The 24,113-nt window shown below is 67.2% G+C and carries 21 protein-coding genes and 1 pseudogene; 12 read left to right on the top strand and 10 right to left on the bottom strand.

Translation table 11 applies throughout. The features are described 5' to 3' along the window. Positions 1-72: 72 nt before the first annotated feature. The 5 genes and pseudogenes from LBW94_RS38865 to LBW94_RS38880 all read right to left on the bottom strand — a co-directional run bounded on the left by LBW94_RS38865 (position 73) and on the right by LBW94_RS38880 (position 4,948). Positions 73-1,344: a tyrosine-type recombinase/integrase gene (locus tag LBW94_RS38865; RefSeq protein ID WP_225062559.1), complete on the bottom strand. Its 1,272-nt coding sequence runs from the start codon at positions 1,342-1,344 to the stop codon at positions 73-75. Between the two features lie 478 nt (positions 1,345-1,822). After that, the gene (locus tag LBW94_RS38870; protein WP_225062558.1) at positions 1,823-2,020 is read right to left on the bottom strand and encodes a helix-turn-helix transcriptional regulator; all 198 of its coding nucleotides are present in this window, start codon (positions 2,018-2,020) and stop codon (positions 1,823-1,825) included. A 433-nt stretch (positions 2,021-2,453) separates the two neighbouring features. After that, complete coding sequence (locus tag LBW94_RS44605) at positions 2,454-3,098, bottom strand: helix-turn-helix domain-containing protein (RefSeq protein ID WP_225062557.1); 645 nt, start codon at positions 3,096-3,098, stop codon at positions 2,454-2,456. Positions 3,099-3,162: 64 nt separating this feature from the next. Continuing rightward, positions 3,163-3,429 (bottom strand): annotated as a pseudogene (locus tag LBW94_RS38875) (IS1380 family transposase); the annotation flags it as partial. Between the two features lie 118 nt (positions 3,430-3,547). Further along, positions 3,548-4,948 carry a hypothetical protein gene (locus tag LBW94_RS38880; protein ID WP_225062556.1) on the bottom strand — a complete coding sequence of 467 codons (1,401 nt, stop codon included), beginning with the start codon at positions 4,946-4,948 and terminating at the stop codon, positions 3,548-3,550. Positions 4,949-5,759: 811 nt separating this feature from the next. Here LBW94_RS38880 and LBW94_RS38885 point away from each other — a divergent pair. Beyond that, positions 5,760-6,614, top strand: coding sequence for a helix-turn-helix domain-containing protein (locus LBW94_RS38885; RefSeq protein WP_225062555.1), 855 nt, complete (start codon positions 5,760-5,762; stop codon positions 6,612-6,614). 107 nt (positions 6,615-6,721) lie between these two features. Here LBW94_RS38885 and LBW94_RS38890 read toward each other — a convergent pair whose 3' ends face one another. The 5 genes from LBW94_RS38890 to LBW94_RS38910 form a co-directional block, all read right to left on the bottom strand. After that, positions 6,722-7,294 (bottom strand): NUDIX domain-containing protein, encoded by a 573-nt coding sequence (locus tag LBW94_RS38890; RefSeq protein WP_225062554.1) that lies wholly within the window; start codon positions 7,292-7,294, stop codon positions 6,722-6,724. Positions 7,295-7,324: 30 nt separating this feature from the next. Continuing rightward, the gene (locus LBW94_RS38895) at positions 7,325-8,152 is read right to left on the bottom strand and encodes a transposase family protein (RefSeq protein WP_225062836.1); all 828 of its coding nucleotides are present in this window, start codon (positions 8,150-8,152) and stop codon (positions 7,325-7,327) included. Between the two features lie 394 nt (positions 8,153-8,546). Further along, positions 8,547-9,674 carry a lipase family protein gene (locus LBW94_RS38900; RefSeq protein WP_225061037.1) on the bottom strand — a complete coding sequence of 376 codons (1,128 nt, stop codon included), beginning with the start codon at positions 9,672-9,674 and terminating at the stop codon, positions 8,547-8,549. Beyond that, the gene (locus LBW94_RS38905) at positions 9,671-10,696 is read right to left on the bottom strand and encodes a cutinase family protein (RefSeq protein WP_225061038.1); all 1,026 of its coding nucleotides are present in this window, start codon (positions 10,694-10,696) and stop codon (positions 9,671-9,673) included. The genes LBW94_RS38900 and LBW94_RS38905 overlap by 4 nt, the downstream gene beginning before the upstream one ends. 200 nt (positions 10,697-10,896) lie before the next feature. Continuing rightward, the gene (locus LBW94_RS38910) at positions 10,897-11,688 is read right to left on the bottom strand and encodes a hypothetical protein (RefSeq protein ID WP_225061039.1); all 792 of its coding nucleotides are present in this window, start codon (positions 11,686-11,688) and stop codon (positions 10,897-10,899) included. Positions 11,689-12,973: 1,285 nt separating this feature from the next. On the opposite strand from LBW94_RS38910, the gene LBW94_RS38915 reads away from it, so the two are divergent. The 11 genes from LBW94_RS38915 (at position 12,974) to LBW94_RS38965 (ending at position 24,005) form a co-directional block, all read left to right on the top strand. After that, positions 12,974-14,173, top strand: a complete 1,200-nt coding sequence (locus LBW94_RS38915; protein ID WP_225061040.1) for a lipase family protein — start codon at positions 12,974-12,976, stop codon at positions 14,171-14,173. A 205-nt stretch (positions 14,174-14,378) separates the two neighbouring features. Beyond that, the gene (locus LBW94_RS38920; protein ID WP_225061041.1) at positions 14,379-15,884 is read left to right on the top strand and encodes a cutinase family protein; all 1,506 of its coding nucleotides are present in this window, start codon (positions 14,379-14,381) and stop codon (positions 15,882-15,884) included. Next, on the top strand, positions 15,881-16,624 hold the full coding sequence (locus LBW94_RS38925) for a hypothetical protein (RefSeq protein WP_266273162.1): 744 nt from the start codon (positions 15,881-15,883) through the stop codon (positions 16,622-16,624). The genes LBW94_RS38920 and LBW94_RS38925 overlap by 4 nt, the downstream gene beginning before the upstream one ends. Positions 16,625-16,627: 3 nt before the next feature. Then, positions 16,628-17,305: a hypothetical protein gene (locus LBW94_RS38930; protein WP_225061043.1), complete on the top strand. Its 678-nt coding sequence runs from the start codon at positions 16,628-16,630 to the stop codon at positions 17,303-17,305. A gap of 10 nt (positions 17,306-17,315) precedes the next feature. Beyond that, positions 17,316-17,621 carry a hypothetical protein gene (locus LBW94_RS38935; RefSeq protein WP_225061044.1) on the top strand — a complete coding sequence of 102 codons (306 nt, stop codon included), beginning with the start codon at positions 17,316-17,318 and terminating at the stop codon, positions 17,619-17,621. A gap of 32 nt (positions 17,622-17,653) precedes the next feature. Beyond that, the gene (locus LBW94_RS38940) at positions 17,654-17,884 is read left to right on the top strand and encodes a hypothetical protein (RefSeq protein WP_225061045.1); all 231 of its coding nucleotides are present in this window, start codon (positions 17,654-17,656) and stop codon (positions 17,882-17,884) included. 47 nt (positions 17,885-17,931) lie between these two features. Beyond that, on the top strand, positions 17,932-18,564 hold the full coding sequence (locus LBW94_RS38945; RefSeq protein WP_225061046.1) for a hypothetical protein: 633 nt from the start codon (positions 17,932-17,934) through the stop codon (positions 18,562-18,564). A 20-nt stretch (positions 18,565-18,584) separates the two neighbouring features. Next, entirely contained in the window at positions 18,585-19,379 is a 795-nt protein-coding gene (locus tag LBW94_RS38950) for a hypothetical protein (protein WP_225061047.1), read from the top strand. 197 nt (positions 19,380-19,576) lie between these two features. Next, positions 19,577-20,833, top strand: coding sequence for a hypothetical protein (locus tag LBW94_RS38955; protein ID WP_225061048.1), 1,257 nt, complete (start codon positions 19,577-19,579; stop codon positions 20,831-20,833). Next, complete coding sequence (locus LBW94_RS38960; RefSeq protein ID WP_225061049.1) at positions 20,830-22,293, top strand: SCO6880 family protein; 1,464 nt, start codon at positions 20,830-20,832, stop codon at positions 22,291-22,293. Before LBW94_RS38955 ends, LBW94_RS38960 begins: the two co-directional genes overlap by 4 nt. Positions 22,294-22,310: 17 nt before the next feature. After that, entirely contained in the window at positions 22,311-24,005 is a 1,695-nt protein-coding gene (locus LBW94_RS38965) for a hypothetical protein (RefSeq protein WP_225061050.1), read from the top strand. Positions 24,006-24,113 lie beyond the last annotated feature (108 nt).

Raw genomic sequence — 24,113 nt, forward strand, 5'->3', positions numbered from 1 at the left:
TGAGTGTCTCAAAGTTCGCTGTACGGCGTGGTCGACCGGTCGTCACCTCGCCTGAAATTGTTCCGTATGGACTCATCCGGCGATAAATTCCAGTGTTGTTCCAATGTTGGCCGGCTTCAGGCTGTTCAGCGGGCCGGAGTAGTCGACCAAACGCTGGAGGTATCCGCGGCTGTCGATGTAGTGCCGGGTGGCCACCGTGGAGCCCTCGGAGTGCCCCAATTGGGCGCTAGCACATTTCGAATCACCTGTCACCCCCGCGACATGGGTCGCGTTGGTGTCCCGGAAGTTGCCGAAGCACACCCATTCGAAGGCTGTCTCTGCCACTGCGGTCGTCAACGCCGTATCGGCGGTGCCGGGGGCGATCATCCTACCGCGCTGGGACAGGAAGACCGGTGTGCCCGGATCGGACGGGCGCACTCGTGCCTTCCACACACGTAGCATCGTGGTCAGCCACTCGGGCAGTGTGATGTAGTAGGCGGGACCTCGCTTACGTGCCAGCTGCCGGAACGCACCGCCTCTGCCGGCGATGACAGTGGCGTGGATGTGCAGCACGGCGGTCGATACGGCGGGATCGTCCAGGTCGGGAAGGTCGGACCAGAAAATCGCGAGCGCCTCCGACTTTCGGACACCGGTGCCGAGCAGTGTCAGGCACAGTGGCAGCAGGTACCGGGTTCGGTTCTGCCGCGCCATCAGCAGGTCGAAGAATCCGTCCAGCTCGCCCTGATCCAGTGCGCGCGCGTTGCCTTGGATCATCGGTTTCGGGACAGGTGCCATGGGGCTCACGTCGAAAAGGCCGGCCAGGGTCAGGATTCTGAATACTTCGCCGAGGATGATGTAGTGAATGTTGGCGGTGGAGACCGACAGGTCGGCGATGTCTTCGAGATAGTCGTTCAGGTAGGACGGCCTGCCTACTTCGCCGATGGCGAGGTGCCCAAGTTCCTCACCGAGTTTGATGGCGTCGGGATCGGCTCTCGGAGAGTCCGGTTTGTAGACCGCGAGTTCATATCGACGGTAGGTCTGTTCACGGATCTTCCCGGCTTTCCATGCCTTCCTCTTCAATTCGAGGTAGTGACGGAAGACGACATCCATGGGGTCCGTCGAGCGGAAAACCGGCCGCTGCGGCCGGCGGGGCCGTACGGATCCTTTGCGGCGGTTTCGTTCGAAGTTCAGCTCGAAGTCGTCGAGACATTCTTTACTGGTTGCACCGACACCGGAGGTACGGCAGTAAACGCCGTTGAAGGATCGGTGCCCGATTCGATCGATCCGCCACAGTCCGTCCGAGCCCTTCACCGGAGTGGGTTTTTGCCTAGGGCGCCCGCCCGGCTCCAATTTCTCGTTCGACATGGGTAGTGGTCTCGCTTCATTTGATAGATCAGCACCAGCACCTGGAGAAGTTTTCCTGCGAGAGAGCAGTCACCGAACGGTCGAGGCTTTTGCGAGCCTTTCAACATCAGGGATGGCCGGTATCTGTGGGTCAGTCATGTTTTCGACTGTCGGCTTCAGTCGTGCGGTGACCGAGGTGAAGACACTTCCTCGGTCACGGGTCGGCGATCAAGATCTGTCGTGTTCGCCCGTCGGTCGCTGCGTGTCACACCGAGACCGATTCGCGTGGCCTGCGTGCCGGATCGACCTGTCTGACCCGAGTTCTGGTTCCACAGCCGCTCCGGTGGAAGGCTACCGTCGGCCGCGGTTGGGATCGGACCACACTGCGGCGCCACTTATGGGTAAGCCGATATGAGTCATCGGCGTTGCACCGTAGGATCTTTCGCCGTGACGCCGATTCCCGCCTGGGCCCGCCGATGGCACCGAGCAGTCGCTGGGCTCAAAGGGACGCCTCCCACCGTTCAACGTCGTCGATGTGATAGCGGGCGCGACCGCCGATACCCTTGGTGAACTTCGGGCCGATTCCGAGACTGGCCCAGTTCGCCAGTGTTTTAGGTTTCAAGCCCAGCCGTTTCGCCAGTTCGATGCGGGTCAGCCACTTCGGGGGCGCAGTGGAAGGTGAACGTCTGTATCGCATGGGGCATCCTCAGGGTGTGTCCCATGGATGCAGCGCTCCGCGCCCGGTCCGGGCCGATTCCGATCCGATCGGGATGAGCCTGTCCTCATCATTACATCTTGAAAGATTTTGCTGGTCAAGGTGATTCGTTCCCACCGCTCGTGGGGCCACTTGCAGTGGTGACGAACCTGCCCGGTGACCAGTGGCGGCCGGCGGAGATCCCCTATCTGCCGATTTCGTCCGGTGATCACGATTCCCAGCACCGCCGATGTCGCGTATCGCCCCCAGCCGTCACACAATGGCCCGAGCCGGTCGACAGGCGAGGGGGATGACAGGGACCGGTCCAGGGCAGCCTGGATCCGGCGAACAGAACCCTTGAGTATTGTTGCCCGTCCGGCGATTTTGACGATCCATCACGCTCGTTCGCCGACACCACGACAGTGCACGAGACAGATCAGTACGCGTTCGGCTTGCCAGGGCGCGGTTGCATACTGGGCCGCGGGATTTCTCGGAAAAATTTGTCCACAGTGCTGTGGCTGCATCCGTACACTTCGGCGATCTGCCTATTCGACCAGCCCGGGTGGTTCGCAGCGATCCGGAGAATCTGCTCACGGTCCACCTTTTGCCGCCACCACTGCGACCGGCGGCGCTGTCCGCGGTGTCCGTGTGTGCGCGGCACTCGAATTCCGGAGTTGACGCGTCCGGTGTCTGTGTACGCGTACTGCGGATGTGAACCGACGCGCCCGGTCGCCCGGCCGCCGTGCGGTGAACCGCGGGGCTGGTCGGGCGGAGGTGAGCGGGCGCGTAGAGCGCACGCGCGGCAGTCGGCCGTGGCAAATCGGCTTCGGCATGAGCCCGGCAACGGTCGTGCGCGTTCGCGCGCTGCCCGGGTTTGCCGAGACGGACGCGTCGTGTCGGCGTGACTGATGTGCGTTCGAGGTGAAGTCTGCGTCGTGGCCACCGGATAGGCGCGGCGCCGGATCAATGTCGGGACCGTACGCGTCCTGGGTGGTGGGCGTGGCCGCCGGTGCGAGCGCCTCGTCCGGCAGGTCGGCGGCCTGTTTCCCGATCGCCAGGCCGTGGCGAACGCTCGCGGCATGATGGATCAATCAACGCGACGCCGATCATGACCGGCGGAACCGCGTGCACTGTCGAACAAACTCCTTACACCCGCCGCTGCGCAGCAGGTCGATATCGTCGATGCTGTCCGCACCGGCGGCCATACCGGCAATCAGCGTGGCCAGCTTCGGCGCGAGGTTCGCCGACCCCGACTTGATCCGAGGTGACGCGATACACACCTTCTCGGCCAACATGCCGGTCAGGCCCGTTTACTCGGCCAGCGTCATCACCGGGACCAGGCCAGCCACCGAGACCAAGATGTCCTCATCGAACACCGCCGAGCCCTCGGCGAACGTGTGAAACGATCGCACTGCAAGTGTCTTTCCGATCTTGCAACGGTTGATGCGTGAGAACACCAATCATCGCAGCTCGGAGGCACTTTCCCTATTCCCGCCGAAACCACACACCGATTACGTCGGTGGATCGAGGCTAAGCGTCGGCGATCTGCCTATCGGACCAGCCCGGGTGGTCGATGGCTATCTGCTCACGGTCCGCCTCGGTGAGGATCGGATGGGGATCGCGACCGGGCCGAGGCATGACGCGAAAGATCTTGTCGATAGCGCTGGGACTGCATCCGTAGGCGTCGGCGATGCGGGTGTTCGACCAGCTCGGATGCTGCTCCGCGATCTGCAGGATCCGCTGCCGATCGATTTTCCATTGGCTCCTTGGGCCGGGGCCCGTGACGGTCTGCGCGATCGCGTTGCGCAGATCACTGGCGACGGCCTGCACGCCCGCGTCGAGGTCAGTTGCCGGACGCGTCCTGTGATCAGCTTCGACGCTGATGGGCGCTGAGCCTCTCTGCAGGCGACGGGCGCCGGCCGAGTGCAGGCGCGGATGTGGGCGCAGACCAACGGCAGCGTTGCGGGAACGCGGCCGCAGCGAACCGCGCACGTTGCCGCTGATGGCGGACAGGGTGGGCGTATCAGCGATGCGGACGTCTGCGGGTGTGTCCGTCCGGCGGAGGTGTTCTTCGTACGTGTGACCGCCGGAGAAGCCGGAGTACGCATCGCTGTGCGTGTCGGCGGTGATCAGGGGGAGGTTGTCGCCGGGAACCATGTCCGCTTGGATCTTGATCGCCTGTCCGTAGCGGACGCTGGCGCCATGGTGGGTCATCAAGGCGACACCGACCATGACCGGCGGCACCGCATGTACTCCGACCCCTGCCATCGTGAGTCCCTGGTGCCAGTACGGGTAGGTGTTGAGGGCGACGGTGAGTCCGAGCAGTGCCAGTTCTGCTGCGGCGACCATGCGCCGGTCGTCGGTGATGCCGTACTCGCCGACCTTGTTCGTGCCGATCATGATCACGGCCAGGCAGGCGGAGATCATCACCTCGACCAGATAGCTGAACCAGTACAGCGGGTCTCCAGCACCGCCCGGGGCGATGTTGTGCTGCACATTGGTAGCACTCCACAGCATTCCCGCGAGGACGACACCGGCGAGTGTGACCAGCGACCAGGTTCGGTGCCGGTACAACGACGCCAACCGTGCATGGGCCGAGGTCATGCGACGCTGCACGGCAAGAGCTTTGCGCGCTGTCAGGAGGTCGGCGACGTCGGCCTTGCCGATCGCCCTGTCGGTGCGAAGGGCACGATCCTCGGCGTCGGAGTCTGCCTGGACGCGCTTCCAGCGGCGGAGCCGTTCGTTGTCTCGAATACGTTGGGCCAGTGCACGTTCGGCCTCGACCTCACGCTCGGACCAGGCCGCGGTGATCGCGGGGTCCCCTTGGTGGACCAGTTGTTGCTGCGCCCAGCGACGGAGCGTGGCGATTGGCGGGTCTGCGGGATCTTGATCCCCACCGGAGGTGCCGGTGTCGTTGGCATTGTCTGTCATCAGTGTCCTGCCTTTCTGGAGGGCTGGGTAGGCCACGGTCTGCGCCGATGCCGCTACGTCGTGGCGGACGAGGCGAATGTGTACGAGGGGTTTTGGCCGGTACTGCACGTAACGCGGTGGGACCGACGTGTACAGGAATGTGCGAGCACGGCGGCTTGCACGTGAGGGGAGACTCCGTGCGTGGACCGACTTCGACGGACTCTGTAGGGAGGTCGCGCCTGTGGCGGGCAAAGCATCGCCATGCATGTTCCGGCGGAGCGACGCCAACGGCATCGGGCGTACGCGGTACTGAACGCGGTCTGCCGACGTCGTCACTTCGGGACAGTTGTTCGCGCGGCGATCTGGCTCATGTATCCATGACAAGCACGAAAGACATTCGCCGTCTATGGATCTCGAAGTCACCACTTGTGGGGCCACCGGCAGTGGTGTGACGGGCAGCACGGTCCGCCAGGCATGCCCGTGTTGAGCAACGACCGCTTCCTACGATTCACGCGCCCCGGATGCAGGATCGCCGGTACACCCGCAGGGCGCCGACAACATCGACGATGTCCGGAACGGGCACGGCGGTGTCGACGGCAGTGCAGCCGCCTGAATGAGCAGTCTCCCGTTGCTGGATGGGCCAGGCGATACCGATGTGCCTGCACGTACAGATCATGTTTGTGGAGAATATGTACGCGGGCATTCCACGACTGAGGAATTCCTGCCGCCGACTTCCCTTGCGAGCCAACTGGACAGTAGCTCGAAATTCTGGCTACGGTGGAGTCGAGGGGAACGCGTTACGACGCGTTGCGATACGGTGGAGGAGGGTCCGTTGGACCCGATAGAACTGAGCGCATCCGCAGCGGCCTCTCGGGGGATGGTACAAGAATCGGTGAAACCGCCGTCCTTGCGCGGGTTTCTGCAGGATGCCCGGAAGAGTGTGGAGAACTGGCCCGGCAAGGGACCGTATCCGTCTCAGGAGGACTTCGCCAGGAGGGTCGGACTGACTCTTTCCTATTACGGAAAGCTGGAGACCGGTGAGCGGGCGGATCCGACACGGTCGGTGCTGGAAGGCATTGCTACCGAGTTGAATCTCGACGCTGTGCGCAGGGGGCACCTGTTCCGGCTGTCAGGACTGGACCCGGTCGGCGATCTCCCCAGCGCTGGGGCACTACGGCAGGCCCTCGATCCGTTGACCATGGATATCATCGACAGGCTCGACGCCGATCGTTACGTGGCGATCTTCGATACACAGTGCAACCTGCTGCGGTGCAACGACATGTACCGTCAGGCATTTCCGGGGATGGAAGTGGGACAGAATTCTATACTGTGGCACTTCGAGCCCTCTCCCGCCCGGAAAGTGTTGGTGGAGTGGGAACGGGAGGCCGAGTTCAATGTTTATTGGTTCCGTTACCTGCTGTGCCCGTACCGGGATACGCCGTGGGCGTCGGAGATGTTGCAGCGACTGAGCAGGAATCCCTGGTTCCGGCGGTACTGGGCGCATGAAGCGAGGGTCGTGTCAGGCCGGTCCGTCGAGAACTCGGCTATCCACCTGCGCGATCTCCATACGCAGTTGCTGTCGACGCTGCGCGTATCACAGGTGAGGCTGGGCAATGCTTTCGGCGACGTCATCGTGTTCGTCGGTGCCCGAGAGGAATACTCGGGGCCGGAACTGCCGCACGAATAGCGGAATCTTCTCGCCGGCCACGTTCTGTGGCCAGGCGAGAGTGCCTTGTACATCGCATGACCGGAACAGGGCGACACCGATTTTCCCGGTCGTGATGGGTGAGACAGCTAGAGTGCCTGTGCCGGTTGCAGGACGTTGTCGAGTTTGGCGAGAAATCGTCGGATCTGGGGGTCGGTGTCCGGTAGCCCGTAGGGGTCGAGGTCCCACCAGCAGCCGCGGTCGAACTCAGCAGGGTCGAGCCGATAAGTCTGGCCACGGTGCCCACGGAGGACGTGCCACAGCATGACGTCGGAGCGAGGTCGCGGAGCGGGACAATTGTTGATAGTCAACAGAAATGGCTGTGGGCCGACGATGTCGCAGACAGGCCGAGTGCCCAGTTCCTCTTGGACCTCACGCCCGACAGCGTCGAAAGGCAACTCGTCGCGATCGAGTCGGCCGCTCATCGGCAGGTACCGACCGGATGTGTGGTGACGGCCCAGAAACATGCGACGCTCGATCGGGTCGACGACAACAGCGTAGGCATACAGATGCACTGCGGGAGTGGGCTGCAGGTCTCGGCGGAAGACACCGTCGGCTGCGCGGAGCCAGCCCAGGACGACGCTGATGTCCTTGCGTTCCTGGTCATCCCACGGCACGATCGCGGCGACGAGATCAGTAATGGTGGCGGTGACCAATTGCACGGCGACTCACTGAGGTGATCCCAGCGACTTTCATGAGATCATTTGATGTTCGAATTGTGTGAGTACGAGAGCGGCTTTCACGAGGCCGCCGGCTCGTTCGGGGCTGATGGTGATGCGCTGCAGCGCCCTCCAGCGTTGACTGAGCAGCGCGAACCCGCGTTCGCCGAGGGCACGCATGCCACGGAGCAAGGCGTTGTAGGCGCGGTTGTCGACATGCAGATGTTCTCCGGGCGGCTGTTTGACAGGGGTGTGGACGCCGATGCCGGCGCCTTCGTAGCCGCTGTCTGCGAGGGTGGGCAGGTTCAGATGTGTTGCGGCCCGGTAGAGGTCGGCGAAGGCCAGTTCCCGGGCGGCGTTGATGTCGTGGATCGAGCCGGGGTTTTCGTCGCTGACCCACAGCGGGATTCCCTGCGGACTGGATACCGCTTGGATGTTCGCGCCCTGGGTGCGGGCTTTCCCGGAGTACCACAGGTCGATGACCTCGTCTTTCACGCTGACGGTCTTCTCGCCGACGCGGTCGGTCTCGAAGATCTTCCCGTCGAGGATGACGTAGGCCATGCCTTCGGCGGCGGCTCGTTCGAGGGCTTCGCGGAGTTCGGGTGCTTGGGCGGCAAGGACTTTCACGCCTTCGTCGCGGTACCGGTACGCGGTGGAGCGGCCGAGACCGAATCCGGTGCCGAGAATCGCCACGTCGTCGCGTTTGCGCATCCAGGCCAGCACGAACACCGCTTGCTTCCACGGGGTCAGTGCGCGGGTACCGCGGCGGGTGCCGAGTCGGCGGCGTTCACCGGCCAGCAGCCGCGACACGTAGTCGACCAGTTCACGCGGGACGTCGAGCATGGCAGAATAGGCGATCACGTGGAGTCCTCTGAGGGTGTGAATTCTGTGGTAAGAACTCACTTACAGGGGGCTCCACGCCTTTCCCGGCATTGCCCGGTATTCCTCGAATGTGCGTGTCTGATGGGCGATTGCGCCCATTCCATCGCTGGGATCACCTCACTGTACTCCGGGGCCGGGATGGATCTAGATGACAGCCCAGCGACGCATGAATTCATGTAACGGCGGTTCCTCGCCCTTGAGGTGCGTGAACTGTTCGCGAGGGGAGCAGTGGCGCACTCCGATGTTCGTGCGCTATGTGTTGTGCCGCATATGCTTTCACGACATGGGGACTGTCCGAACGCTTCGGGGCCTGCCCGTGCCGGCCTGAGGGGGTTGGGTTTGCCGACACGGGCAGGGGATCCCCCGAAGGGGGTCACAGGCGAGCGTGCGTCAGGTTCGTTGTGCGACCGGCATGCGTGAGGCCGACCAGATAGCCGCAGAGCCGGGTGAGGATCTCATTCACGCTGGCGACGGCTGTGCGGGCGTGGTCGGCATCGTATTCCGACCAGCTGACATCGGCGTGAAGCAGTCGGTAGGCGAGCAAGGTGCGCTGCCCCATGCGCAGCGGGACGGTGTTGTCGTCGCGTCCGTGGTAGAGGTGTATCGGTACTGTCGGCGCGGCGCGGGCGAGGGTTTCCTCGGCGAACACGTACCGCCACAGCAGGTCGTTCCATGGATCCGGGCGTGCGGTCCAGTGCGACAGTGGCTGCGGGAACTGGTCGAGGAGTGCCGAGACAGTGAGGTATTCGGCGGCAGCGGCGGCGCGTTTCCCGTCGAGGGTGAGGACGTGCCGCAGGGGCAGGTGCGGGTAGGCCCGGGACAGGCCGACCAGCCCGGCCAGCCCGAGTGCGGCGTAGGGACCGCGGCTGATCACCGGCGCGAGGGCGGCGAGGTCCGACGCGACCGCGCCGGCACAGATCCCTCGCAGGTTGACCTCCGGCGCGTACTGCGGCGCCAGTTCGCCCGCGGCGGCGACCGCCCGGCCGCCGTCGGCGTAGCCCCAGGCTGCGACCGGCATCGGCGGTGAGTCGAGATCCGGGATACGGTGCGCGGCGCGGGCGAGGTCGAGCACGATCCGGGCACCGGTGCGGGCAGAGAGGAACGTGTGCGGTCCTCGCCCGCTGACACCGTGGCCGTCACCGTCGGCGACCGCTACTACCCACCCTGCCGCCAGGGCTGCCGCGATCGTAGCGGTGTCCGGGTCGTACCCGGTGGCCAGGAGTTGTGAGGGTGCTCGCGCGGACAGGCCCCGGAAGGACGGGTGGTACACCAGGATCGCCGGTGCCCCCGCTCCGACGGGCGTGCCGGTGTCGGTGTCGGGGGTGATCACGATGCCCGAGGCGGGAATGAGGTCGCCGCGGGACGTGGTGGAGACGTAGAGGATCTGCCAGGCTCCCGCCGCATCCGGAAGATCGGGGACGAACGTCGGGCGCATCCGCAGCAGGTCCCCGGGGTGATGACGGTGGTCCAGGCTCGGCTGTATGTAGAAGTGGTCGTTCACGAGGGGCTCCCGGCGAGGTCTCGGGCCAGCGCGATCAGCCACGCGCTCACCGGGGCGAGCTGGCCGGTGGCGGCGTACCCGGTGTGGCGGCCGACCAGATCGGCGTACCGCAGCCACACCGCCGGATCGACCAGATCGGCGTCGTCCGCGCCGAGCTGTCCCCACGCGGCGGCCAGCTGCCCGGCAAGCTTCGGTAGCTGCCCGACGGGGTCCGCGACAACGGTCGCGGTGATCTGCGCCCAGCGCGCTCCTGCGGTTGCGGTGTCCTCGGCGGTCGGGGCGGGGGTACGGGGGTCCGCGGCGGCGGTGAGCCGCTGGGCGAGGGTGGCTTGCGGGGTGTAGTCGACACCGCCGGGCCCGACGGTGACGTCGTCGGCGAGCACACGGGTCCACGCCCCGGCCAGAGCGCTGGACAGCACTGCCTGGATCGAGGCGAGCGCGGCCAGCGGGTCCTGCAAGGTGGCCTGGGCGGCGATCTCGGCACCGATACGCAGCATCGCCGCGTGATCCGGTGCCGCACAAACCGGATCACCGTCTGCGCAAATCTCCGCTACCCGCCCGGTCAGCGCCCCGTACCCGCGTCCGGCGTCGTCGGCGGCGATCCCGCGACCCGCCGGTACCGTCGGCAGGCGCACCACCGACACGGCCGTGCCGGTGGTACCCGGCGCCGCATCCGGTGTGACTTGTCCGGGACTGCCGGGAAGCACCGACCCGGGGGCACGGCCGGGGTCGGAGACCAGCGCTATGCCCGCGATCCGGTCGGGTGCCACCGGCCCCTCCCCCGCACCGACCGCCTCGGCGAATCTCGAAACAATCTGCGCGCCTTGGGAATACCCGACTGCGGCCAGCATGGTGCGCGGGCAGGCGCCGACGACCCCGGCGGCGTCGGCGTCGAGCCCGCCGAGCCCGTCGAGGACCGACTGCGTGTAGGGATCCCTACCGCCACCGGGCACGATCCCCCCGAAACCAGCCGGATAGGGAATGTAGCTGCGCTGCACCAGATCCGGGACAACCGCAACCACCGGGCCAACCGACGCCCCGACCATCCCGGTATCCGCGGCCGGATCGGCGGTAGGGGACGACTGACCGGTGCCCTGCACCCCGAGCACATACAACGCCGGACATGGCAACTCGATCGGAACGGCTTGCACTGCAAGTGATCCCGGTCCCAACAGTATCCCGTTGACCGTGGCGGCTATCACGGCCGCGGCGGCGAGGCGTGTCATGGCTGCCCCACCCCCGCCGCCGCGCCGAATCCGGCCCCGACCGTGCCAGCAGCGAGCGCTCCGGCGAGGGCGGCGGGGACGCCGGCCACCGCGGCACCGGCAAGAGCACCGGCGGCTGCGCCGAGAGCGGTTCCGGCGACGCCGGAGGTGACGGTGCCGATGACCGGGATATCGATGACGGTGCCGATCGCGGCCCCGGCGACACCGCCGAGTGTGCCCCCGACGAGTCCTCCGACGATCGCCCCCGCTACCGCCACCGGCCCGCCCGCCAGGGCCGCGCCGATGGCCCCGCCTCCGGCTGCCCCAGCGATGGTGGCTCCGGAGACGCGGTCGGAGCGGCCCGCCGGTAACCCGATCGAGTCCAAGACGGTGGCCACCTGCGCCTCGGCACCGGCGGCGGCGGTGTTGATGTCGTCACGGATGTCCGGGGGCAGCCAATCCGGGCTGGGGGTCTGCCACTGGCCGATCCGGATCGTGTTGTCCGGCGGCGCAATCGGAGCCACCGGAGCCACAGGTTCCGAGGAATGCAGTTGTTCCAGCTCCACCGGCGGCGCGGGTTCCGGCGCCGGTATCGGGCGCGGTGCGGGCCCGTTGCGTACTTCCGGTGGCTGATCGGGATACACCGGCGGCGGAGGCGGAGCCGGGGTCTCGGTACCCGGCTGGGCAGAGCTGGTGACGGTGACACCGGGCTGATCGTCGACCGCCACGGCGGTGACCGCTGAGGCGTCCGGCACCGCGAGCATCATCAACACCACCACCACTGCGGGAACCACACCGGCAGCCAGCACACGACCCCGGTACACGTACCCCGGAGCCCGGACGAGGGCAGGAACAATAGATTCACTTCTGTTTTCAGGCACGACGAAATAAACCCTTCAAGCGAAGACTGACATGAATCGGAGAATGCGTGCTGCGACGCACGAGAGAAGGTGTTCCCGGTAGCCGGAAGCTGCCGGGAACACCGCTACCCGGTAATCAGAAAAACCGTGCCACCACGTTCGCGACCGTGGTCACGAACGACACGACATTCCACACCAGATCCGAGGCGGCATCGAGCAGGTACACGACGGCATTGAAATCCATGACTTCCTCCCTGGATGGGTACAGCTGTTCCACCATCACAACCCCGGCAGTGGCACCAGCGCCAGACTCGCAAGAGGGAAAAATATTGTCCGCACAACCGATACCCCGCCGGCCCACGGCAACGACCAGTGCCGATAGCAGTGATCGGGTATCGGCTGTGTGCATCGGAAAATCCCAGAATTCTCCCGAATGCACGTGCATCGCGTCGGCACCTCCATCGCCGGCAGTCACTGACACCTGCACTCGTCGGCATGCGAGGCAGAGGGTAGGGATGTCTGACAGCAAGTTCCCGAGCCGCGGCCGGATCGCCGTGCAGGGCTGCACCTGAAGGTGGGACCGACGAGGAAAACGCACCGTCCGGGGTCGGCCGTTCGCGGAAGACCGTGACAGCCGCCGAACGCGGTGCGCAGGTGCCGATCGCCGGAGTGGTCGCCGTGCCCGAACCGCGGGAGGCGGCACCACCGCTTGAAACGCCACTTGGTGTGGGAGGCCCGGCGCTGACCGCGATCGAGTGCTTGCTGCGCATCGAGATGCTGTCGCGTCCGATCCCGAATGCAGCCGGGTCGATGGCTGCGCGACCCACACTGGCAGTGGGGCCACAAGTGGTGGCGGCGAACGCTATGGACAGGCACAGTGTGTCGGCGCTTTGATGGTATCTGAGAACAGCAATTGTCTTGTCGCGACGGTCAAGGAGTTCGGCTCGCACCCGGACGAAAGATCCACCCGCCTCTGCGCCTCGGAGGCCGGTAGGTGGGATAACCGGTGGTACTGCGAATTTTACAGTCTCCGCCCGGTGTACAAGCCGCGTGATCCCCGCTCGGACAGCTACTTTGCGCTGACCGGATTACCCGGGTTGGAGTTTTCCGAGCTCTGTCGATCGATTTCTTGCACGGAAGGTGTTTGTGCAAATGCTTCGCCCGCCGAACCTCAGTGGTCCGTATCGAGCTTGTCTCTCGGCGTGCCGGTCGCTCAACAATCCGGTAACGCGCAATGTGGAGAATCACCCCGGACAGGAGGGGCGACATCGTCATGATGGTCTCGTCTGCCTCCGGTGACCGCCGGCCACGGCGTATCGACAGCCCGCGGTTCCCAGGCGATCTGGTCCAGGTCTCGGCCCTGGCGGTCAACATCGGTGCAAATCGAGGCTGGACGTTGCGGTATTGCTCCACCGGCGTTCTCGGTGCGCCGATTCTGGTCACAGGGACACTCCTGGTACCGACTGCGCCATGGCGCCACGGGCGGCGGCCGATCATCGTGTACAGCGGCTGGGTGTACGGGCTGGGCGCCATCCACGGGCCCAGCGTTCTGCTCGGCGCCGGAGGGCTTTTCGATATCGAACCGATCAGTTCGGCATTGGCGCGGGGATGGGCCGTCGCCATCTCCGATGGCGAACGCCCCGGCATCAATGCCGGGTCTCATCCATATCTGGCCGGCCGTTCTGCCGGGTACACGGTTCTCGATATGGCACGCGCGGCAGTGCAGACACCGGACTCGGGCCTGAGTGTGCGTGCACCGGTGGGGTTGTGGGGGTACAGCGAAGGTGGACGTGCGGTGGCGTGGGCAGCGGAGTTGCAGTCGGAGTACTGCCCGGACGTGCCGGTGAAAGTGGTTGTCGCAGGTGGTGTTCCGGCAGATCTGACCGCGTGCATCGAAGCGATCGACGGCGGCCCGTACAGCGGATTGGGGCTGGCCGCGCTGATCGGATTGTCGACCGCGCATCCGGATACCCCGATACAGCATCTGCTGTCACCGGCCGGGCAGACGGCAATACGCCAGGCGGAGGAAGCGAGCCTGCTGCATATCCTCACACGATTCCGGAACCCGTTGAGGCGCTTCACGATACTTCGCGACCCCTGGAACGATCCGGCATGGGCGGCGGTGTTGCTGGCCGAGGAGAACGGTCACCATCAGCCTCGCGTGCCGGTGTACCTCTATCACGGCACCCACGACGAGGTCGTGCCGATCCGGGTAGCGCAGCAACTGTACGCCGATTACCGCGTACGCGGCAGCGAAGTCACCTGGCTCGATATCCCCGGGGCAAACCATGCCCAAGGCGCCGAGTGGGGGGCACGGGCTGCCGTCGATCACCTCGCCGCGCATCTCGAACCGCTCTCCGACCGAACGCGGCGGCGCCGTGTCCGCAATCCGCCTCCTCGCCCCGACCATGGCAGTTCACCGGCACAGTCATGAGCCCATCCCGCAGATCCGGCCGTCGGCGCCCTCCCCTTACGGTCCACGGTTCCTCAGCGATCTTCACTTCCGCACGACCGGCGCACGAATCGAGACTCTGATGGCGAATACTCTGCACAGACGGCGATCTCGGAGGCACTGCTTAGCAGCATCGGCGATCGTTACTTCCACGGCGGTTGTCGGCGTGGTCGGCGCGGTGCCTGCGATGCACGCGAATCCTGTTGCACCGCTGAGTAATACATGTCCGGCGCTGTATGTGCTGGCGGTGCAGGGTGCGGATCAGTCGTCGCCGGACACGCCTGCGGATCTGGACACGGGGGTACTAGGCACGCTGCTGCGGTCGGTAACGGCGCAAGCCCCGGGTCTGGTGCAACGCGCCTACGTGCCCTATCAGCACCTCGACATCGGCACTGACGCGCCGGCGGTCACCCGCGATCCCGACAGCAGCACGGCGACCGGCGCCACCGACAGCTATGCCGCCTCGATCACAGCCACGCTCCAACGCGTCGACACGATGGCCTCCTCGGTGATCGCCCGGTGTCCGCGCACGCTGCTGGCTGCCGCGGGGTACACCGACGGCGCGCCGGTAATCGCGCAGTTCGCGCACCAGGCGGCGACAGGTACCGGGCCGGTGCCCCCCGACCGGATCGCCGGTGTGGCACTGTTCGGTGATCCCGGCAGGCCCGCGGGCACGACAGTGTTGCCGGGGCGCCCTGGACAGACCACACCGGATCCCGCACCGGGCACGACCGGCACTGCGGTCTCGGCGATCAACCTCCTCGACCCGCACCTGCCCGGTACCGGCGGCGTCGCGGTCCCCGGTGCCGCAACCGTGATCTCGACAGCGCCGAGCGAACCGGCGGACTACGAGGCCCTGAGTGGGCGGGTCGCACAGTTCTGTGTCCCTGGTGATGTCACCTGTGACAAGCCGGCGCACGGTGCGCTGCTGGACGTGGTCGCCAATATCGCGCGCCGTGGCGATTTCCGTGATCCGGTGTCGGCGATCGGCAGTATCGCGGACGCGTTGTCTGCGACGGTCATCAACGCCGGGATCACGATCGTCGGCAACGATCTGTCCGGTACCTCGTTGGACACGGTCGATTACCAGCCGCAGGAGTCGATCGCACAAAGGCTGGCCGACGCGTCCGATCCGCAGGCACCGCAGCCGGGTCCCAACGACGCGATCGCGGCGTTGTTCAAGCTGGGGACCATCGCGTTCAACACGGTGGTCAGCGTCGTCACCGACGTGTTCACTCCGGACACCATCGCTGCGCTGGCCACGGTCGGGCTGGCCGATCCGGTGGCCGCGCTGGGCATTCTGGGGACCAAGCTCGCCGGTGCCGTGGTCCAGGTCGTCTCCCCGGAGATGCCGGTCCGGCTCGTCGACGAAGCCTTCCAGGCGATCCGCGACACCGTAACCGACAACAGCGACCTGGCGAACCTCGACATGGTCGCCCAATACTCCTCGGCCATCGCCAGCCAGAACACCTACGGTCAAGTCCCCGCCACCACGACCGGTCAACCGCCTCTGGCCGCGGCCGCGACCTGGTTCGCGGCCCTCGCCCACGACATCGCCTCCACCAGAGCATCATTCGGCACACCTGCAGCCGACTTCACCACACCTGTCACAGCATCGTCGGCACCGACGACCACCGGGTTCCCAGCCCCCTCCGCACCTTCACCCGGCGCGACGGCGGTACCACCGTCATGACCGGCGACCGGACCCGCGCAGGCACCGGTACACCGCACCGGTCGAGCGCCGATGTCTCCGGTGATCCACGACTGGGATGGGGCTGGCTCGACGGACACCGGGACCCGGCACCCGCACCGGACATCTCACCGGGAGACCGCTTCGAATCCCGCCGTGGCACTCGGGATTTCACACGTGCGCCGCTGGCGAGGCTGTCGGCGTCGGTGCCGTGGCGGGGGTGGCTGGCCGCGGCCGCGGTGTTCGCGCTCGCCGCAGGGCTGGGTATCACCGGTGCACTCGCGGCGACCCGCGCGCCGGAACAGGTGGCGGCGCCGACATTCCCGCAGGCGGGCTCGCCGCACGTGTCCGTATCACCGACCGTCCCGGTGAATCCGGCCTGCGCCGGGCTCTTGGGCAGTGACGCGACGACCGTGACCGATGCCCCCGGTGACCGGGACACGCTGGCCGGGGTGATCGCGGCGTTCGAATACGGCTATTACGTCCAACGGTCGGGTGAGGCGCTGGCGGTATTGCTGGCGCCGGAGGCCGGAATCGATCCGGCCCGGCTGGCAGCGGGGATCGCGTCGATCCCGGCCGGAACCCGGCATTGCGTCGCAGTCACACCCGTCAGCAGCAATGCCGCGAACGTGCACCTCGTGGAGGTCCACCCCGACGGCGTACGCGTGGACTACCTGCAAGTCATCGACGTACGGATCGCCGCCGGCGCCACGGTCATCGTCGCCATCGCGAAAGCAGGATGACCGGTGACCGGCAGCGCCTCCTTCCCCCGGCACCGCGACGACTCACCGCCAGGAGCTGCTGGTGAGGCGGTGATCGGGTCGATCACCGTGCCGCCGCGGTCGCGGCGCGCGCCGGTGCGGCGGACACCGTTCCCGTTGACCGGCGCACATCCGCCGCTGTTCGCCGTCGTGGCTGCCCACGGTGGGGCGGGCGCGACGACGCTGGCGCGGTGGTGGGCGCATGCCGCCGACGGTGGCCGTGCCTGGCCCGGGTCGCCGGACACCACGCAACGTGTTGTGCTGGCAGCCCGCACCTGTATGCCGGGGTTGGTCGCGGCGGCGGACCGGTTACGGGAATGGCGGGCCGGGCTGACACCGGGCGGTGTGACAGTGACCGCACTGGTATTGACGCCGGTGCGGCCGGGCCGGCTCCCCGCGTCGGTGCGACGTTACCGCGACACCATCACCGACCTGCTCGACCCGGCCGCCGTGTTCAACCTCGGCTGGCACGACGAGTTGATCGCGCTCGAACCCGGCGACCTCGCGGTCTACACCCCGTTCGATCCCCTGCCGAGGCACAGGCGGTGGCGCGGTGTACCGGCGTTGACCGTGTCCGCACCGATCGAGGCAGCGCGGGCCGGGGCTGCAATCACCGCACTCATCGCCGCCTCGCGCCGACTGCCTTCCACCCACGAATCATGAAGGGACACCCATGTTTTCCTCACCAAGCCTGTACACCACCGATCTCACCGCTGCGGTCATGGTGCACGGCGACATCAATGTGCGGCCGACCCCGCCCCCGGGTTCGCAAGGGCTGCTGAACATCGTGAACTGGCTGGCGTGGGGATCGATGGTCGCCGGGATCGCGGCCTTGATCTACGCGGGCGGGAAATTCGGTTGGGAGAGGATGCACGGGGGCGCCATGGAATCGCCGAAGATCGTGTTCTTCGCGCTGATCGGTGGCGTCCTCATGACCTCGGCGGGGGCGATCATGAACGCTGTGGTGTCGGCCCAGTGACGCCTACGATCCTCCCGGGTTCCGTTGTGGTGGTGGCGAAGCCGTTGCCAGCAGATGTATCGGCACCACTGTTGCAGGTGCTCGGCTGGGCGGGCTGGATCGTGTGCGTGCTGTGCATCGCCCGGATCCTCTGGGCCGCCGCGCTGCTGGCGTTCCGCAGCCATCGCGACGACAGCGTCGAAGGACTATTCGGCGCGGTGATCGGTGGCGTCGTCGTCGGCTCGGCCGGGCTGATCGCCGGAGCCCTCTACGCCCCACTCTGACCGCCCTCCCACGCACCTGTCCATCACATGCACTTCAGGGAAACACGATGTCCCCCACACGAATCCGAGCCGATCGGCTCACGATCCCGATACTGCTTGCCACTGTCGTGGCGTGGTCGGCGACCGGCTGCGGACACGACACCCGCTACGTGGCTGCGCCCACCGGTGTCGATGTACACGCGGTCCCCACGCATGTGCGGTGGACGGACTTCCAAGGCGTGCAAGTCCCGGGCGCGGATCAAGGCCCCGCCGTCGTCAGTGGCCCCGTGGCTACCGGCTACCGGCGTACTCCGGCGGGGGCGGCGCTGGCGGCGATCGGGACCACGATCCGCATGTCGGTTGCCGACGACACTCAATATCGGCTGGTGGGGCGTCTACTGGCGGCCGGTCCCGGACGCGACGCATGGGCAGTGGCCCGCATTCGGCTGTCGATCCGCGGCCCCGTCCCTGCCGGGACGGCACCGCAGGTTCTCGGCTACCGGCTGACCGGCTGGAGCCCGGACAGCGATGGCGTCGTGATCTACACCCGCCAGCACGACGGGTCGCTGACGGCCAATTCCGCCACCGTCGTCTGGAGCGACGGCGACTGGAAGCTCGCCCTACCGGCCCCGCCCGCAGGCGGCCTCGTGACCGCAGTGACCGCGACACCCCCGGACATGGTCCTCCTCCCCCAGCCCTGACCAGAGAGGCACCCCTCGTCATGAACATGCGCGCCCCACGCTGGCTGCTGCCGGCGGTCGCGGTCCTGATCCTGCTGCTCGCTGCCGTCACCTCGACGATCGGCGCACGACACGACACCGGTCCGGCAGTAGTGTCGCCGGTGACCGGCTCGGCGCCAACGGTGTCGTTCGTGCCGGGCGCACGGCCCGGGTTCGGGTTGCCCACCACCGACGGGTTCGGGACACGGCTGGATACCCCGGTCGACCCGCAAGGGATCGTGCTGCCGCAGGACCCGGGTCAGCGACCGGATCCGGTGCTGGGGCCGTTCTATTTGCGCGCCGCGCCGGCGGGGATGGTGTGGGAACGCGGCTGGGGCACTGCGGCGTTGCCGTTCTCGATCAGCGACGGCCCCCGCCAGGTGCGTGACGGGGTCGCGTCCGGGTTCTCCGACACGCCGCAGGGCGCCGGTCTGGCGGCGTGGGATGCGTTCGCGCGGGCCCTGGCCGCGCCAGAGGGTATGTGGCAGCAGGTGGTCGCGCAGCGGTTCACCGATGGCGGGGAGCCGTTGGTGGATCGCTTCGCTGCCAGTCGCGCCGACAACCCGGACACCGGCCGCAATCTCGTGGTACCGGCCGGGTTCCGGATCCACCCGGACTATCGCCCGGACTTCGCCGTGGTCGACATCGCCGTCCGCACCCCCTCGGCGATCGCCTACAGCAGCTGGCCGATGGCATGGACCGGCGGCGACTGGCGGGTCCGCGTCGACGACATCGACGCCCTCTGGCAACCGGCCACCGCGGTGACCTCGCTGGCAGATTTCGGGGTCTGGCAATGACATTCCCCTCGATACGCACCGTCACAAGGATCACTATCGCCGTCACCGTACCGGGAGCCGGTATGCTGTGTGCCGGCCAGGTGCGCGCGGCCCCGGGCAATACTGTCGCGCCTCCTTCGGGGTCTCCGGCGCCGCACAGTGGGTTGTGTGATCTGCCGGGTGCGATCGGCACGGCCTGTGACGGGTTGAAGAAGGTGGTGACCGACGCGGGTGGCAACGCGACCGGTCAGATCGTGTCGTCGGCGTTCGATGCGATGGTCAAATCGTTGTTGCGGGGGCTGGCGAAAGCACTGGAATGGTGCCTGGACTGGTGGATCACGCTGCCGTCGCCTGCGTTGGCCGACCCGGCCACCGGTGCCCCGGGACCGGTGCTGACCGCGGTCCGTGAGTACACCGGTGACCTGCAACTGTTGTTGATGACCGGCGCGATCATCGTGACCGGCGCCCGGCTGGCGATGGCCCGCCGCGGCGGGCTGGTGGCCGAAACCCAGGAAACGTTCCTGGTGTTCGCGCGCGCGGTCCTCGCGTCGTGGATGTTCGCCGCGCTGGTCGCGGTCGGCACCCGGTTCGGGGACGCATTCAGTACCTGGGTGATCACCGACGCCACCAACAACGACGCCTCGACCGCGGTGAAGAACATGGTCAACGCCGACCTCGCCTCCCCCAGCAACGGATTGGGGTCCGGGGCGATGTTCCTCGTCGCGATTCTCGGCGTTATCGGTGCCCTGCTGCAACTGGTGCTGCTGGTCATCCGCCAGGCCCTGCTGATCGTTGTCGTCGCGTTGATCCCGGTCGCTGCGTCGGCGGCCGGCACCGGGCCCGGCTCCCAAGCCTACAAACGCCTGGTGTCCTGGTCGCTGGCGTTCATGCTCTACAAGCCCGTCGGCGCGCTGGTGTATGTGGTCGCGTTCAGCGCCGGGAGCCGACCCGGCAGCGACCCGCAGCAGACGCTGCTGAGCTTGATCCTGCTGGCACTGGTCTCGCTGGTACTGCCCGCGATCATCCGGCTGGTCGCTCCCGCGGTCGCCACGATGGGCGGCAGCAGCATGGGCATGATCGCCGCCGGAGCCGTCGGCGCCGGCATCGGCCACGCCATCGGCAGCCGCGGCGCAAACAGCAGCGGCAGTGAGAGTTCCGGTGCCCGACCGGTCGACGAACACTCGGGCGGCCCAGGTGCCGCCGACAGCGGCGGTGGCCGATGGAGTGGTCGCCCAACCGGCGGCGGCTCAGCTACCGACAGCGGTGCCGCCACGTCGGCACCACAGGCGACCGCCGGGACCGGTGGTGCGAAGGCCACGGCCGCTGGTGCCGGTGGGGAGGCTGCGGCCGGGGCGGGCGCCGCCGCCGGTCCGATGGGGGCGGCGGCGTCCGCGGCGGTCGAGACCGGCAAGAAGCTGTACGGCGGGATGAACGAAGCGGCAACGCCGGATCCTGGTGACGAGGTGCCGCAGTGACCGCGCGGCTGTACGGGCGGTGGGAGAAGCCGCGGTCGGCCGGGTTCTTCGGCATGACGTTCGGGGTGTCGATGGTCGGGATCGGGCTGGTGATCGCCGTGATGATCGGCTACCTGATCACCCGGTCGCTGCCGGTGACCGGGCTGCAGATCCTCGCCTCCGCTGCCGTGTTCACCCCGATGGTGATCACCCGCAACGGACGCACCGGCTGGGAGATCCTGCTGCTGCGTACCCAATTCGCCATGGCCGGAGTCCGCGGGGAACAGGTGTATCGTGCCGGCCGGTTCTCCCTGATCCCCGGAACCAGCCGGTTACCTGGCTTGGCCGCGGATTCCCAGCTGACCGAATACGAGACCCCCGGCGGTCAGCGGTTCGGGTTGATCCACCTCCGCCGCACCGACCACTACACGGTCGTGTTGCGTGTCCTGCCCGCCGGGGAGGAACTGGTCGACCAAGCCCAGATCGATTCCTGGGTCGACGGCTACGGTCAGTTCCTCGCCGCGCAGGGACGCAGCGGCGATGTCGTCGCCGTCACCAGTGTCTGCGAAACAGTCCGCGAGACCCGGCTCAAGCAACGCCGCGAAGTCGCACGCCTGGTCCGCGAGAACGCGCCAGCGTATGCGGCGACGGTGATGCGGGAAGCCGCCGCCGTGGCCGGTGGGCGGGTGCGCATCGAGGCCCGGATCGCGATCACCTACCGGGCCCGCGGCAAGCTGCGTCGCAACCAGCCCGAGCAGGCCCGCGAGATCGCGCAACGCCTGCAAGGAGTCCTGTCACAGCTGGCTCGCGCGGGACTGCCCGCCGCCCCGATGCCGGCGTGGGAGTTACTGGGACTGGTGCGGTCCCGCTTCGATATCGCCGCCCAGGACAACATCGAAGCCGCCGGGCCGTCGATCAGCGACACGCAATCGTGGGACACCGTCGGACCGGTGTCGGCGCTGGACCGGTGGGACCACTATGTGCACGACGCGGCCCGTTCGGTCACCTGGGAAATGGACACCGCCCCTCTCGGCGCGATCAGCGAGAACGTGCTGAAAGCGCTGCTGGAACCGCGCGCCGACCTGCCCCGCAAACGGGTCGCGGTGGTGTACCGGCTGCATTCCGCCGCGGAAGCGACCGAGATCGTCGACAGCGACTTCCGCGACGCGCTGGCCGCCGAGCAGACCGAACCCGGCGGCATCGCCAGCGCTGCCGCCAGCATCCGTGTCGACAACACCAAAGCCGCCCGCCAGGAACAAGCCCGCGGCGCCGGACTGACCCGCTTTGGTCTGCTCGTCACCGCCACCGCCCGCCTCGACGACGACATGCCCGTGATCGCCGCCTCGATCGAATCCCTGTCCGCCGCGTCACGACTGACACTGCGACGCTGCTACGGCTACCAGGCCTCCGCCTTCGCCGCCTCGCTGGGGATCGGCGTCATTCTCCCGGAGCACAGCTCGATCTCGAAGCGGCTGACATGAGCCCGGACGATCGGGCAATGACTGGCCGCACGGTGCGCACGACCCGCACCGGCGGGATCACGGTCATGACACCGCGCTACCGGGCCGAAACCGAGCAGACTGCCGCGGCCGGGGGCGTAGCGGGCTGGTGGGCGCGCCGGCTGCTCGACAGCGACGACCACCGCCGCCAGACCGCGGCCCGGCGCGTCGGCGACACTCACCGGGACCGTTTCGCCCGTGAGACGGCCGCGCTGACCGACCGTGGGTACGCCGGTCCCGGTGGCGGCCGCGCGGCGGTGGTGCCCTCGACACCGGAATGGCGGTCCACCACCACCCAGGTCGCCGGGCTGTGGCCGTTCGCCGTCGGCGCCAGCGCACCCGTGATCGGAGTCCCCGTCGGCGCGCACTACGTGACCGGCGGCCCGGTCCACTTCGACCCGATGTCGTGGTTCCTGCGCGGATTCCTCACCGCCCCCATCGCGTTCGTCCTCGCACTCAACGGCTACGGCAAAAGCTCCCTGATCCGCCGCATCGTCACCGGTGCGGTCGCCGCCGGCGAAACAGTCCTCTGCCTCGGCGACACCAAACCCGACTACCGCGACCTCGTCGGCCTGCTCGGCGGGCAGATCGTCGACATCGGCTACGGCCACGGCACCCTCAATCCCCTCGCCGTCGGGGCCCTCGGCACAATCGCCGACCGGCTCCCCGACCCCGATATGCGCCGCCGGGTCGCCGCCCGTGTACTCGCCGGGCAGGTCACCATCGTCGCGGGGCTCATCGAACTCGTGCGCGGCGCGCGGGTCGCCGACTACGAGGAAACCCTCATCGCGGCCGGACTGCGCGCTTTGTACACCACCGGCGGGTTCACCGCCGCCCATCCGCCGCTGCTGGTCGATCTGCTGGCCGTGATCGCCACCGGCGGCGACGAGATGCGCCGCTTCGCCGAAGAAGACGACGAGGCCGCCTATCGGGCCGGCACGAAAACGCTGCGCCGGTCCCTGCGGGCGTTGTGCGAGGGACCGTTCGGGGAAGTGTTCAACGGGCACACCACAATCCCGCTGGACGTCTCCACACCTGCGGTATGTGTCGACGTGTCATGGATCCCCGAAGGGGACACGAAACTCTTGGCCGCGGTGCTCATGGTCTGCTGGAGCGAGGGATTCGGAGCGATCGCTGCCGCCCACACCCTCGCCGACGCCGGACTGGCTCCGAAACGCACCTTCGAGGTCGTAATGGACGAAATCTGGCGGGTCCTCGGCGCCGGCGAGCACATGATCGACCGCGTCGACGCGCTCACCCGCCTCAACCGCGCCCTCGGCACCGGCCTGATCATGTGCAGCCACACCATCAAAGACCTCGCCTCCTTCGAATCCCCCGCCTCCGGGCACAAGGCCCTCGGCTTTCTGGAAAGAGCGCGCGCCAAGATCATCGGCCCCGTCCCGCCCGACGAAGTCGAACGCCTCCGCGCGGTGGTGTCGTTCTCCGACACCGAGAAAATGCTGCTCACCTCGTGGGCCGCCCCACGCCCGCCCAGCGACGACCTGCTCGACGAACAGGCCCGCCAGGCACCACCAGGCACGGGGTGTTTCCTGCTGAAGACCGGGGAAGCCGACCAGCCCGGCATCCCCTTCCGCCTGGTCTACACCCCCACCGAACGCGCTGCGGGAGTCCACAACACCAACAAGCGGTTCGACGACATCCACAGCACCGTCAGCCCGCCGAGCGAACGGTAGTAGTTTTGTAGGTTCTCATGATTAATTGCGCCTTATCACTTGTTTTGCGCAAATTCTGCGCCTGCGCAAGTTCGGTGAGAATCCTGCCGCGTGCCTCTCGGATGTCGG

It is taken from the genome of Nocardia sp. alder85J, from assembly GCF_020176955.2.
In the GTDB taxonomy this organism is placed as follows: domain Bacteria; phylum Actinomycetota; class Actinomycetes; order Mycobacteriales; family Mycobacteriaceae; genus Nocardia.

Coding starts and splice junctions, on each gene's coding strand:
- LBW94_RS38965 (WP_225061050.1), top strand. CDS start 22,311: ATGACTGGCCGCACGGTGCGCACGACCCGCACCGGCGGGATCACGGTC.
- LBW94_RS38935 (WP_225061044.1), top strand. CDS start 17,316: ATGTTTTCCTCACCAAGCCTGTACACCACCGATCTCACCGCTGCGGTC.
- LBW94_RS38880 (WP_225062556.1), bottom strand. CDS start 4,948: ATGACAGACAATGCCAACGACACCGGCACCTCCGGTGGGGATCAAGAT.
- LBW94_RS38925 (WP_266273162.1), top strand. CDS start 15,881: ATGACCGGCGACCGGACCCGCGCAGGCACCGGTACACCGCACCGGTCG.
- LBW94_RS38945 (WP_225061046.1), top strand. CDS start 17,932: ATGTCCCCCACACGAATCCGAGCCGATCGGCTCACGATCCCGATACTG.
- LBW94_RS38865 (WP_225062559.1), bottom strand. CDS start 1,344: ATGTCGAACGAGAAATTGGAGCCGGGCGGGCGCCCTAGGCAAAAACCC.
- LBW94_RS38950 (WP_225061047.1), top strand. CDS start 18,585: ATGAACATGCGCGCCCCACGCTGGCTGCTGCCGGCGGTCGCGGTCCTG.
- LBW94_RS38870 (WP_225062558.1), bottom strand. CDS start 2,020: ATGCGATACAGACGTTCACCTTCCACTGCGCCCCCGAAGTGGCTGACC.
- LBW94_RS38920 (WP_225061041.1), top strand. CDS start 14,379: ATGCACGCGAATCCTGTTGCACCGCTGAGTAATACATGTCCGGCGCTG.
- LBW94_RS38915 (WP_225061040.1), top strand. CDS start 12,974: ATGTGGAGAATCACCCCGGACAGGAGGGGCGACATCGTCATGATGGTC.
- LBW94_RS44605 (WP_225062557.1), bottom strand. CDS start 3,098: ATGCCGCGAGCGTTCGCCACGGCCTGGCGATCGGGAAACAGGCCGCCG.